An 11,328-nucleotide genomic window follows, 5' to 3' on the forward strand; every position below is an offset into this window, starting at 1 on the left:
GGCACCGAGGGGGTGCAGTTCTACACGCGGGGCAAGGTGGTGACCTCGCGTTGGCTGGACCCGTCCCACGGCGGTGTGAACCTCGGCTTCCCCACGAACGCGTAACTCACGCCTCACGGCCGGGAGGGACCGGCGTCCCTCCCGGTCCCGTCCCCGGTAAGCTCCAGCGCAACGGACAAGGGGGGACATCGTGAGACGCCGTCGCATATCCGCCGTGGCGCTGGCCGCGGCGGCGCTGGTCGCCGGCACGGGAGCGGTGTCCTCGGCTGCCGGGCAGGCGGCTCAGCAGGCAGCACAGCCGGCCGCCAAGCCCAGCCCGAAGCCGACCCCGTCGGCCACGCCGTCGCCCACGGCCACCCAGAGCGACGGCACGCTGCAGATCCTCACCTACCGCGGCTACGCCGAGTACGGCGGCCTCAGCTCCAAGGCCAACTGGGTCGGCTCCTTCGAGAAGGAGACCGGCTGCCGCCTGGCCCGCGTCGACACCGTCCGCACCGCCGAGGAGATGGAGCGGGCCGTCGCGGCCGCCGAGCGCCCGTACGACCTGATCTCGGCGGGCCCGGCGCTGGCCGGCGACCTGATCACGCGCAAGCTGGTGCAGCCGATCGACCCGGCCAAGGTGAGCGGCTACGACGACCTGAACGAGCGTTTCCGCGACATGACGAAGGTGTCCGGCAAGGTCTACGGCGTGCCGTTCCTGTGGGGGTACCACGAGTTCATCTACGACTCGGCCAGGGTCAAGGACGCGAGCATGAGCCAGGTGTTCGCCTCCGGCCGGGCCGCGCTCCGCGACACCCCGCTGACCATCGCCGACGCCGCGCTGACCGACGCCACCGTCAAGGACCCGTACGAGCTGAGCCAGGAGCAGCTCGACCGGGCCATGGCGCTGCTCGGGCCGCAGAAGGAGCGCACCTACTGGCGCAAGCCGATCGACCTGATCAAGGGCTTCGCCACCGGGTCGCTGGATTACGCGCAGGCCACACCGTACTATCGCCTGCTGCTGCAGAAGGCCGGCAAGCCGGTCCGGACGGTCGGCGCCAAGACGGCCACCGGCTGGCTCGACTCCTGGATGCTCGGCGCCAACCTGCCCGACACCACCTGCGCCTACCGCTGGCTGACCTGGATGACCGCGGCCGACGCCCAGCGCGACGCGGCCGCCTGGGTGGGGCTCGCGCCGGCCAACGACAAGGCGTGCAAGGGCCGGGCCAAGTCGATCTGCGACCTGTACGGCGCCGACGACCCCAAGCGGCTCGACCGGATCGCCTTCGCCGTCCGGCCGCCGGGCGGTTGCCGCGGCGAGGACGGGGAATGCACTGATTATGCCGTCTGGGGGAAACGGTGGGCCGAACTCGCCGAGTAGGTGAGATCTCCGCCTCCGCTCGACCCCATCGCGGGCGCGCCTTCCCCCGGGTGCGCCTGCCGAGACGCCCCGGGCCTTCCCCCCTGTCCCGGGGCGTCTCGCCGTCTCCGGGCTGAAGGACGTCCACGGCGTCTTGCTGTTGCCGGGCTGAAGAGCGTCCAGGTGCCGGGACTCGTCGGGGCGAAAATTCGACTGAATGACCAGTCAGTGAGTATGTTCTCTCCATGAGAATTCTTCTTGTCGGCGCCGGAGGCGTCGGCTCCGCCGTGGTGCCCATCGCCGCCCGCCGCCATTTCTACGAACACATCGTGGTGGCCGACTCCCAACAGAGCCGGGCGGCCCGCGCCGTCGCCGCCGTGGACGACCCCCGCTTCACCGCCATCCAGCTGGACGCCTCCGACCGGGCCCAGGTCGCCGCGGCGCTCCGGGAGCACCGATGTGACGTGCTGTTCAACGCGGTCGATCCGCGCTTCACGATGCCGCTGTTCGAGGCCGCCCTGGAGGCCGGGGCCCACTACCTGGACATGGCGATGTCGTTGTCGAAGCCGCATCCGCGCGAGCCGTACCGCAAGCCCGGGGTGAAGCTGGGGGACCGGCAGTTCGAGCGCGACGGCGAGTGGCGCGGCGCGGGCCGGCTCGCGCTGGTCGGCATGGGCGTCGAGCCGGGGCTCGCGGACGTGTTCGCCCGCTACGCCGCCGACCACCTGTTCGACGAGATCGACGAGATCGGCATCAGGGACGGCGCCAACCTCGTCGTGGACGGCTACGACTTCGCGCCCACGTTCTCCATCTGGACCACCATCGAGGAGTGCCTGAACCCGCCCGTCGTCTGGGAGGACGGGCAGTGGCGCACCACCGAGCCGTTCAGCGAGCCCGAGGTGTTCGACTTCCCCGACGGCATCGGGCCCGTGGAGTGCGTGAACGTCGAGCACGAGGAGGTGCTGCTCGTCCCGAGGTGGATCCCGGCACGGCGGGTGACGTTCAAGTACGGGCTCGGCGAGGAGTTCATCGGCGTGCTGAAGACGCTGCGCAAGCTGGGCCTGGACAGTGCCGACAAGATCAGGGTGGGCGGGGCGGAGGTGGCGCCGCGCGACATGGTCGCCGCGAGCCTGCCGGACCCGGCGACGCTGGGCGCCCGCATGCGCGGCAAGACCTGCGCGGGCACGTGGGTCAAGGGCACCGGCAAGGACGGCTCGCCGCGCGAGGTGTACCTGTACCACGTGGTGGACAACGAGTGGTCGATGCGGGAGTACGGCTCCCAGGCCGTCGTGTGGCAGACGGCGATCCATCCGGTCGTCGCGCTGGAGCTGGTGGCGACCGGGGTGTGGAAGGGCGAGGGCGTGCTCGGCCCCGAGGCGTTCGACGCGGTGCCGTTCCTCGACCTGCTGCGCGAGTACGGCTCGCCGTGGGGCCTGCGCGAGACGGCCGCGGCGGCCTGACGGTCGTGACTGACGGCCGGTCTAGCGGCCGGGGAAGGCCACCACGGTCGCCATGGGCGCGGGCAGGAGCGCCTCGGCGCATTCGGTGCAGGCGAGCACGGAGGAGTTGTCGGGCAGTTTGCCGACCCGGACCCGGGGCCGCGGCCACCTCTTGTGGCACACCACGCAGGCGTCGCCGTCGCGCTGGGCCGGCGTCAGGCCCTCAGGGTCGAACGTCAACATACTCCGTGCCGTTCTGGTGGGACCCCAGTTCATCACGCTCCCAGCTGCCATCGCCCCTCCGCATGTCCGGATCCGTTATAACCCTGACCGAGGCCGTGATCGTCTAGCTGAGCGTCAAGCCAGGGTGAATTCTCTACCCGAGTGACCTGCGTTACACACACAAAATCGGGCATCCAGCCGCAAGCCGGATGCCCGATTTTCGGTCTTTGTTATAGAGCGGAGATGGCCTTCTCCAGGATCCCCAGGCCCTCCTCAAGCAGGTGCTCGGGCATGACCAGCGGGGGCAGGAAGCGCAGCACGTTGCCGTACGTGCCGGCGGTCAGGACCACCAGGCCCTCGGCGTGGCAGCGCTTGACGATCTCCTGGACGGCCGCCGGGTCCGGGTTCTTCGTGCCCGGCTCGACCAGCTCGATCGCGATCATCGCGCCGCGTCCGCGCACGTCGCCGATCGCCGGGAACCGCTCCTGGAGCGCGCGGAGACGGGGGAGCATGATCTCGCCGATGCGGCGGGCCTTGGCGACCAGGTCCTCCGACTCGATCGTCTCCAGGACGCCGAGCGCGGCCTCGCAGGCCAGCGGGTTGCCGCCGTACGTGCCGCCCAGGCCGCCGACGTGCACGTGGTCCATCAGGTCGGCGCGGCCGGTCACGGCGGCCAGCGGCAGGCCGCCCGCGATGCCCTTGGCGGTGCAGATGATGTCGGGGACGACGCCCTCGTCCTCGCAGGCGAACAGGTCACCGGTACGCGCGAAGCCGGTCTGGACCTCGTCGGCCACGAACACGATGCCGTTCGCCCGGCAGAACTCGGCGATCCGCGGCAGGAAGCCCCTGGCCGGGACGATGAAACCGCCCTCGCCGGCGATCGGCTCGATCACCACGGCGGCCACGTTCTCCGCCCCGACCTGCTTGTTGATCTGGTCGATGGCCTGCGCGGCGGCCTCCTCCGCGCAGTTGTCCGCGCCCGTCGGCCAGCGGAACGGGTAGGCCAGCGGCACCCGGTACACCTCGGGCGCGTACGGGCCGAAGCCCTGCTTGTACGGCATGTTCTTGGCGGTCATGGTCATCGAGAGCAGCGTGCGGCCGTGGTAGCCGTGGTCGAACACCACGACGGCCTGCCTGCCGGTGGCGTGCCGGGCCACCTTGACGGCGTTCTCGACGGCCTCGGCGCCGGAGTTCACCAGGAAGGTGCGCTTCTCGTGGTCGCCGGGGGTCAGCTCGTTGAGCTTCTCGCAGACCTGCACGTACGACTCGTACGGGGTGACCATGAAACAGGTGTGGGTGAAGTCGGCCGCCTGCTTCTGGACGCGCTCGACGACCTTCGGCGCGGAGTTGCCCACGTTCGTCACGGCGATGCCGGAGCCGAAGTCGATCAGAGAGTTCCCGTCGGCGTCCTGGAGGATGCCGCCGCCGGCGCGGGTGACGAAGACCGGCAGCGTGGTGCCGATGCCGGAGGGGACGGCGGCCTGCTTGCGGGCCAGCAGCTCCTGCGACTTGGGGCCTGGGATCGCGGTCACGACGCGCCGCTCCTGGGGAATGCTCATGGGCTCGACGCTACGTCGGGCTCCGACCTGGGCCGATACGTCGATATGGCACACTGGGGGTGCTCGCCTTTGCCGGAATGGACAAACTCGTATGGCACCTTCGCTACGCACCGTGGCGCGACGGATGAAGTTGCGTCAGCTGGCGGGCGCGGCGGCCGCCGGAGCGCTCGACGCGGAGGTGCGCTGGGTGGCGGTCAGCGAGCTGGAGGACCCGACGCCGTTCCTTGAGGGCTCGGAGCTGCTGCTGACGACCGGGATCCGCCTTGAAGGCGACTTCTCCGGATATGTCGCCCGGCTGGTGGGTCGTGAGGTGGCCGGGCTCGGCTTCGGCGTCGGGCTCTCCCACGAGCACGTCCCGGCCGCCCTGGTCGCGGCCGCCGACGAGGCGGGGCTGCCGCTGTTCGAGGTGCCGCGCGAGACGCCGTTCATCGCGATCGGCAAGGTGGTCAGCGAGCTGCTCGCGGCCGAGCAGTACGACGAGATCACCCGCGCCTTCGCCGCGCAGGGGCGGCTGACCCGGGCGGCGCTGCGTCCGGAGGGCATGCACGCGGTCATCGACCGGGTGGCCAAGGAGATCGACGGGTGGGCGGCGCTGCTCGACGAGACGGGCGAGGTCCGGCACGCCACACCGGGGGCCGACGTGCCGGTCGTGGTGGCCGAGCTGCGCCGGCTGCGCGCCGGCGGCCCGGCAAGACCCCAACCCGACCAGACCCCCGGAGCAGAGCGCCCGCCCACGGGCGAGCCCGCCGCCACCGCGGGACAGGGCGGTGAGCGGGTGGGCGCCGGCGTGCCGGTCGGGGCGCGGAGGCGCGGTGCGGTCCAGGCCGGTGAGCGGGTGCCGGCGAGTCTCGCGTTGTCCGGGCCCGACGAGCACGTCGTGATCCAGCCGCTCGGCGGCGGTCCACGGCCGCGCGGCTTCTTCGCGGTCGGCGCCCGCAAGCCGTTCTCGCCGGTGACCCACACGGTGATCAACGCCGCCGGCTCGCTGCTCACGCTCGCCATGGAGCAGGGCAGGGCCCAGCGGGAGGCCGACCGGCGGCTCCGCTCGGCCGTGCTGGAACTGCTGCTCGGCGGGGCGGTCGAGCAGGCGCGGGCGGTGGCCGGCACGCTCGGCGCGCGGCTGCCCGGCGAGCCGCTGGTGGTCCTGGCGGCGGGCGCGGCCGCCCTGGAGACCCTGGAGCCGCACGGCTTCACAGCGCTCCTCGACGACGGCACCGGCGGTGAAGGCGGCGCTCAGGGCGGTGCTCACGCCGGTGGTTCCGGCGGCGCACAGGGCGGTGGTTCCGGCGGTGGGCACGGTGGCGCACAGGGCGGTGGGCACGGTGGTGGCGGCAGGGGGAGGGGTGGCGGGTTTCAGGGCGGGGAGCCGGTGAGTGTCTGCCTGGTGTCCGAGGGGGGCGCGGAGAAGGTGGCGCGGGAGGTGGAGGGGCCGGTCGGGTTGAGCTCGCCCTGCCGCTACGACGGCCTGCGCGATGCGCTCGACCAGGCACGCCGCGCGCTGGCCCACAGCGACGGCGGCGTGACGCGCTTCGCCGACCTGGCCGGGCAGGGCCTGCTCGCGCTGCTGGACGCCGACACTCTGCGCGCCTTCTCCGGCGCGCTGCTGGCCCCGCTCACCGCGTACGGATCCCGCGCTGACCTGGTCGAGTCGCTGCGCGCCTACCTCGACAGCAACGGCCACTGGGACGCCGCCGCCCAGCGGCTCGGCGTCCACCGGCACACCCTGCGCTACCGCATGCGCCGCGTCGCCGAACTCCTCGGCCGCGACCTCGACGACCCGGGCGTACGGGCCGAGCTGTGGCTCGCCCTGGAGGCGGCCCGCCGCTGAGCCCCCTGGCCACCGCTGGGCCCGACGCTGAGCCCATCGCTGGGCCCATCGCTGGGCCCGTCGCCGGCCTGCGGGTGCTTCAGCGGCCGGGGGCCGAGGGCAGGCTGTCCTTGTCCACCAGGTAGCAGCAGATCGTGGCCAGCGTGACCGCCTCGTACGTGCGGTCGTCCCGCAGGTGGCCGGCCCGTTCCAGGCTGATCGCGCCCTGCGCGGCGGCCCAGAGCGCGTCGGCGATCTTGCGCGGCTGGGTCGGCGTCAGGTAGCCGGCGGAGATGCAGTCGGCGATCACCCGGTCGAGGATGTTCAGCGCCGCGCGGGCGAGCGTCCTGGCCCGCTCGCTGGGCTCGAAACCGGGGATGGCCCGTTCGAACATCAGGTTGTAGTAGCCGGGCTCGGACAGGCACGCCTGCCGGTAGGCGGGGCCGAGCGCGGTCAGGTACTCCAGCGGGTTGCGCCGCTGCGGGACCGCTTCGAGAAAGCGGCGGAAACGCTCGAAACCCTCCAGATACAGCGCCTCGGCCAGGCCCTCCCGGTTGCCGAACATCGTGTAGATGACGGTCGTCGTGCAGCCGGCCTCGGCCGCGATCCTGCGCATGGTCAGACTGTCGGGACCCTCGCTCTGAAGCAGGTTCACCGCCACGTCGAGCAGGCGGGAACGGAGTTCGTCGTGGGTGGCGCGCTCGCCCAGCAGGTAGGCGCCCTGCAGGCCCAGCGGGGTCGAGGTCATGCGACCTCCCCAGCGACCAAGGAGCTCAGTGTCCTTGTGACCTCACTTTGCTCGGTCACGGGGCCCACGCCTTTCTGATCGGGGGCCCACCGCGCTGGAGACCCGCACCCGATGACTTAGCCATGGCGGAGATCGCTCAAACCACTCCGCATGGTAAACATCCCGAATTGGGTCTACTTCTGTTACATCATGGGTATACACCAGGGCTTGTACTTAACGGTGAGCGCTCGTGGGAGTCTTGTGCACCGTGGTGTAAATCCCCGGGCTCCCGCTTGGCATAACGTCGTGGGTATGGACGTGCGTACCTTCTGGCTTGCCGGCCGGCCCGCCACCGGCGAAACCGATCTCACCGTGACCAACCCCCATGACGGTCGTGCGGTCGGCCGGTACTCCGTACCGACCGATGCTCAGGTCGAGGAGGCCGTCGCGGCCGCCCACGCGGTCTCGCGCGAGGCCGCCGCGCTGCCCGTGCACGTACGTGCCGAGGCCCTGGCCCACGTCTCGCGCCGGCTGGCCGAGCGGGCCGACGAGATCGCCCACCTGATCACCGCCGAGAACGGCAAGCCGATCTTCTGGGCGCGCGGCGAGGTCAACCGCGCCATCTCCACGTTCCGCTTCGCCGCCGAGGAGGCCCGCCGCTGGTCCGGCCAGGTGCAGCGGCTCGACACCGAGCCGGCCGCCGCGGGCCGTCTCGCCTACGTCTCCCGCGTGCCCAAGGGCCCGGTGCTGGCGATCACGCCGTTCAACTTCCCGCTGAACCTGGTCGCCCACAAGGTCGCGCCCGCCATCGCCGTCGGCGCCCCGATCATCGTCAAGCCCGCGCCGGCCACGCCGCTGTCCTCGCTGGTTCTCGGCGAGATCCTGGCCGAGACCGACCTGCCCGCGGGCATGTTCTCGGTGCTGCCCGTGCAGAACGAGCGCGCCGCCGCCCTCGTCGACGACCCCCGCCTGCCCGTGGTCTCCTTCACCGGCTCCGCGCCCGTCGGCTACGCCATCGCCGACCAGGTGCCGCGCAAGCACGTGACCCTGGAGCTGGGCGGCAACGCCGCGGCCGTCGTGCTGGCCGACGCCGACCTCGACTGGGCCGCGCAGCGCATCGCCCTGTTCTCCAACTACCAGGCCGGTCAGAGCTGCATCGCCGTCCAGCGGGTGATCGTCGAGCAGCCGGTCTACGACGCGTTCGTCGAGCTGCTGCTGCCGGCCGTGGGCGCGCTCGTCACGGGTGACCCGGCCGACGAGAAGACCCAGGTCGGGCCGCTGGTGTCGGAGGCCGCCGCCGAGCGTGTGGAGCAGTGGGTGCGCGAGGCGGTCGCCGCCGGCGCCCGCGTCCTGGCCGGCGGCACCCGCGAGGGCGCCACGGTCGCGCCGACCGTGCTGGCCGACGTCCCGCACGACGCCAAGGTGGCCTGCGAGGAGGTCTTCGGGCCGGTCATGATCCTTCAGCCGGCCGCGTCGATCGACGAGGCGTACGCCATGGTGAACGACTCCAAGTACGGCCTCCAGGCCGGCGTCTTCACCCGCTCCCTGGACGCCGCCTTCAAGGCCAACCGCGAGCTGGAGGTCGGCGGCGTGATCATCGGCGACGTGCCGTCGTACCGGGCCGACCAGATGCCGTACGGCGGCGTGAAGGACTCCGGCATCGGCCGCGAGGGCCTGCACTCGGCCATGGAGGACCTGACCTACGAGAAGGTCATGGTGCTCACCGGCCTGTCGCTGTAGCTCCCGGCCCGCCCCGCGCCTCCCCGGCGCGGGGTGGTCGTGCGTCCGGCGCCGTTTCTCAGTCGCGTCCGGCACCGCTTTTCAGGCGCGTTCGGCGGGGGCCTTTCAGGCGTGTTCGGCGGGGCCTTTCAGGCGCGTTCGGCCGTGGCGTAGACCGTCTTGGCGGCCTGGCCGAAGTACGGGCCGTACATGGTGTGCTGGTCGTCGCTGTACTTGAAGCTGCTCAGCGAGGTGACCGTGCCGCGGCCGGTCATCGGGTCGAAGCCGGACAGCCAGGGGCCGCCGCTCGACCCGGCGGTCATGGCGCAGCCGAGCCCCTGGTCGTGTGTCTGCTTGTACGGGTCGTCGCGCAGCCGCCCGGCGCAGTAGACGAGCTGGTCGCCGTCGTAGGGCGGGTCGGCCGGGTAGCCGAAGCCGTAGGTCTGGCCGCCGCGCGGGGTGTTGAAGGCGATGTCCTGGGTGCCCACCACGTCGGCGACGTGCCGCCCGCCCGAGGTGGCCAGGGCGACCATGCCGACGTCGTGGTTGTCGTCGCCGGAGCGCGACCAGGGGGCTGAGACGAACATGCGGCGGGCCGCGTACTGGCCGTAGGGCTGCTCGCCGCCCCTGCCGTAGCCGGGGACGAACGTCCAGTTCTGCGCCCATTCGCCGGCGCCGTCCTTGACGCAGTGGCCGGCGGTGACGACGAGGTCTTTGCTGGCGCTGGTGACCGTGCTGGCCGAGCAGACGAAGTCGGCGCCCGCCAGGGTCAGGAACACCCGCCCGGTGGTCCTGGTCACGGCTCCGCCGGTGCTCCAGCGCGCGCCGATCGTGCTGGCCTGGGGCCGGGACGACGCCTGGTGCCGGCGGCCGACGTTGATCTCGGTACGGCCGCCGGACCCGCCGGACCCGCCGGACCCGCCGGACCCGCCGGACCCGCCGGGCTTCGCCTGCACCCCGCCGCGCCCGGTCAGGCCGCCGAGCAGGCCGTCGCCGTCGGTCACGGAGTCGAGCAGACCGATGGGCAGGGCCGCCGCCATGCGTTGCGGGGTCCAGTAGCCGAGCACGCGCCGCTGCTCGGCGTCGCTCCGCGCGGCCTCGTGCTCGACCACCATGCTCCGCCGGGCCGCGGTGTGCTCGACGGCCTGCTCGACGGCGTGCTCGACGGCGTGCTCGACGGCGTGCTCGACGGCGTGCTCGACGGCGGGACGATCGACCTGGTGCTGGCCGGGGACCGCGCCGAGGATCGCCGGTCCCGTCAGCCCCGCGATCAGCGGGGCGGCCGCAAGCAGGGAGGTGCTCAGGGTCATGGCCCCCGAGTGTGCACCACGACGTGTGTTCTTGCGGCTACTTTCCGTAAATTGATCAGAGTGCGCCGGTGGTTTGCGCTGCTTGGTAAACGGCCTGCGCCTCGTTTCCGAAATACGGGCCGAACATCCAGTTGGGGGCGAAGTTGTATTTGAAGCTGTTGACCGAGTTCTGCGTGCCGAGACCGGTCGACTCGTCGAAATTCAGCATCCACGGGCCGCCGCTCGCGCCGCCGGTCATGTCGCAGGTCAGGCCGAGGTCGTCGGAGAGCAGGAAGTCGTCGAAGGTGCGGCCGCTGCAGTAGATGAGCTTCGAGCCGTCGTAGGGGGCGGCGGCCGGGTAGCCGAAGGAGTACATCTGCCGGCCACGCGGCTGGTTGAAGGCCACGCCCTGGCCGCCGACGACGTCCACCAGGCTCTTGCCGTCCACCTGGGCCACCACGGCGGCGGCCACGTCGAAGTTGACGTCCTCACTGGCGTTCCACTGGGGGGTGGTCAGCAGCTTGGCGGCCGGCCAGGTGCCGAAGGGGCGCTGGCCGGCGGCGTAGCCGGGCACGAACACCCAGTTGGTGTGGAAGGCGCCGCCGAGCTTGACGCAGTGGCCGGCGGTCAGCACCACGCTCTTGTTCGCGCTGGTCACCGCCGAGCCCGAGCACGAGGCGCTGCGTCCCTGGTAGGTGAAGAAGACCCGGCCGGTGGTCTTCACGACGGCGCCGCCGCCGCTCCAGGGGGCGCCGGAGCTGTTGGCCGACCGCAGCTGCCGCCCGTCGTCCCGGTCGCCGGTGGGCGGCGCCTGCCAGGGGGTGCCGCCGCCGGGCTCGCCGGGCTCGGCCGCCGCGCTGTGGGCCGACTTCCCGCCGTTCTTGGGCGCGGGCAGGTCGAGCGGCTGCGCGCTCTCCATGCGGGCCTCGGTCCAGTACCGCGTGACCTGCCGTTGCTCGGACGTCGAGTCCGCGGCGGCGTGCTGGGCGGGACGGGGTGCCGCGCCGGCCTGGGCCGCGGTGCCGGGGAGCAGGGCGATGCTCCCGGCGGCGAGGGTGAGGATGGAGAGCAGGGCAAATCTGCGGGGCATTACGTAACCTCCCGAAACCGGAGCTGGGGCTTGGAAGGTAGCCGCACAATAATCAGGATTTCTCAAGATATGCGCATCCCGATATGGCGATATTTGGACTTAAATGGCCTGGGTTATCGCGCGTCACTCAGGAGCCG

At 71.8% G+C, this 11,328-nt stretch carries 9 protein-coding genes; 4 read left to right on the forward strand and 5 right to left on the reverse strand.

What is annotated here, in order from left to right:
- The first annotated feature begins 190 nt into the window (after nucleotides 1–190).
- Together ACWCSD_RS36740 and ACWCSD_RS36745 are read left to right on the forward strand one after the other, a co-directional pair.
- Nucleotides 191–1,360 (forward strand): extracellular solute-binding protein, encoded by a 1,170-nt coding sequence (locus tag ACWCSD_RS36740; protein ID WP_397161056.1) that lies wholly within the window; start codon nucleotides 191–193, stop codon nucleotides 1,358–1,360.
- A gap of 224 nt (nucleotides 1,361–1,584) precedes the next feature.
- Nucleotides 1,585–2,799 carry a saccharopine dehydrogenase family protein gene (locus ACWCSD_RS36745; RefSeq protein WP_352362956.1) on the forward strand — a complete coding sequence of 405 codons (1,215 nt, stop codon included), beginning with the start codon at nucleotides 1,585–1,587 and terminating at the stop codon, nucleotides 2,797–2,799.
- 21 nt (nucleotides 2,800–2,820) lie between these two features.
- Here the strand turns inward: ACWCSD_RS36745 and ACWCSD_RS36750 are convergent, their stop codons facing one another.
- Nucleotides 2,821–3,021 (reverse strand): hypothetical protein, encoded by a 201-nt coding sequence (locus tag ACWCSD_RS36750; RefSeq protein ID WP_352362958.1) that lies wholly within the window; start codon nucleotides 3,019–3,021, stop codon nucleotides 2,821–2,823.
- A gap of 209 nt (nucleotides 3,022–3,230) precedes the next feature.
- Nucleotides 3,231–4,559: a 4-aminobutyrate--2-oxoglutarate transaminase gene (gene gabT, locus ACWCSD_RS36755; protein WP_397161054.1), complete on the reverse strand. Its 1,329-nt coding sequence runs from the start codon at nucleotides 4,557–4,559 to the stop codon at nucleotides 3,231–3,233.
- Between the two features lie 124 nt (nucleotides 4,560–4,683).
- Here gabT and ACWCSD_RS36760 point away from each other — a divergent pair, with 124 nt between their 5' ends.
- Nucleotides 4,684–6,387 (forward strand): PucR family transcriptional regulator, encoded by a 1,704-nt coding sequence (locus ACWCSD_RS36760; protein ID WP_449921899.1) that lies wholly within the window; start codon nucleotides 4,684–4,686, stop codon nucleotides 6,385–6,387.
- Nucleotides 6,388–6,466: 79 nt separating this feature from the next.
- On the opposite strand, the gene ACWCSD_RS36765 is transcribed toward ACWCSD_RS36760, so the two are convergent.
- On the reverse strand, nucleotides 6,467–7,114 hold the full coding sequence (locus ACWCSD_RS36765; protein WP_352362964.1) for a TetR/AcrR family transcriptional regulator: 648 nt from the start codon (nucleotides 7,112–7,114) through the stop codon (nucleotides 6,467–6,469).
- 291 nt (nucleotides 7,115–7,405) lie between these two features.
- Between ACWCSD_RS36765 and ACWCSD_RS36770 the strand changes: the two genes are divergently transcribed.
- On the forward strand, nucleotides 7,406–8,833 hold the full coding sequence (locus ACWCSD_RS36770; RefSeq protein WP_397161049.1) for an aldehyde dehydrogenase family protein: 1,428 nt from the start codon (nucleotides 7,406–7,408) through the stop codon (nucleotides 8,831–8,833).
- Nucleotides 8,834–8,961: 128 nt separating this feature from the next.
- On the opposite strand, the gene ACWCSD_RS36775 is transcribed toward ACWCSD_RS36770, so the two are convergent.
- Nucleotides 8,962–10,122: a trypsin-like serine peptidase gene (locus ACWCSD_RS36775; RefSeq protein ID WP_449921902.1), complete on the reverse strand. Its 1,161-nt coding sequence runs from the start codon at nucleotides 10,120–10,122 to the stop codon at nucleotides 8,962–8,964.
- Between the two features lie 55 nt (nucleotides 10,123–10,177).
- On the reverse strand, nucleotides 10,178–11,191 hold the full coding sequence (locus ACWCSD_RS36780; protein WP_449921904.1) for a peptidase: 1,014 nt from the start codon (nucleotides 11,189–11,191) through the stop codon (nucleotides 10,178–10,180).
- Nucleotides 11,192–11,328: the final 137 nt, after the last annotated feature.

The sequence above is a fragment of the Nonomuraea sp. NPDC001684 genome, assembly GCF_053596515.1.

What these genes read in the sequence shown, in the direction of transcription:
- ACWCSD_RS36745 (WP_352362956.1), top strand. Translation starts at nt 1,585, where the DNA reads ATGAGAATTCTTCTTGTCGGCGCCGGAGGCGTCGGCTCCGCCGTGGTG.
- ACWCSD_RS36750 (WP_352362958.1), bottom strand. Translation starts at nt 3,021, where the DNA reads ATGTTGACGTTCGACCCTGAGGGCCTGACGCCGGCCCAGCGCGACGGC.
- gabT (WP_397161054.1), bottom strand. Translation starts at nt 4,559, where the DNA reads ATGAGCATTCCCCAGGAGCGGCGCGTCGTGACCGCGATCCCAGGCCCC.
- ACWCSD_RS36760 (WP_449921899.1), top strand. Translation starts at nt 4,684, where the DNA reads ATGAAGTTGCGTCAGCTGGCGGGCGCGGCGGCCGCCGGAGCGCTCGAC.
- ACWCSD_RS36765 (WP_352362964.1), bottom strand. Translation starts at nt 7,114, where the DNA reads ATGACCTCGACCCCGCTGGGCCTGCAGGGCGCCTACCTGCTGGGCGAG.
- ACWCSD_RS36770 (WP_397161049.1), top strand. Translation starts at nt 7,406, where the DNA reads ATGGACGTGCGTACCTTCTGGCTTGCCGGCCGGCCCGCCACCGGCGAA.
- ACWCSD_RS36775 (WP_449921902.1), bottom strand. Translation starts at nt 10,122, where the DNA reads ATGACCCTGAGCACCTCCCTGCTTGCGGCCGCCCCGCTGATCGCGGGG.
- ACWCSD_RS36780 (WP_449921904.1), bottom strand. Translation starts at nt 11,191, where the DNA reads ATGCCCCGCAGATTTGCCCTGCTCTCCATCCTCACCCTCGCCGCCGGG.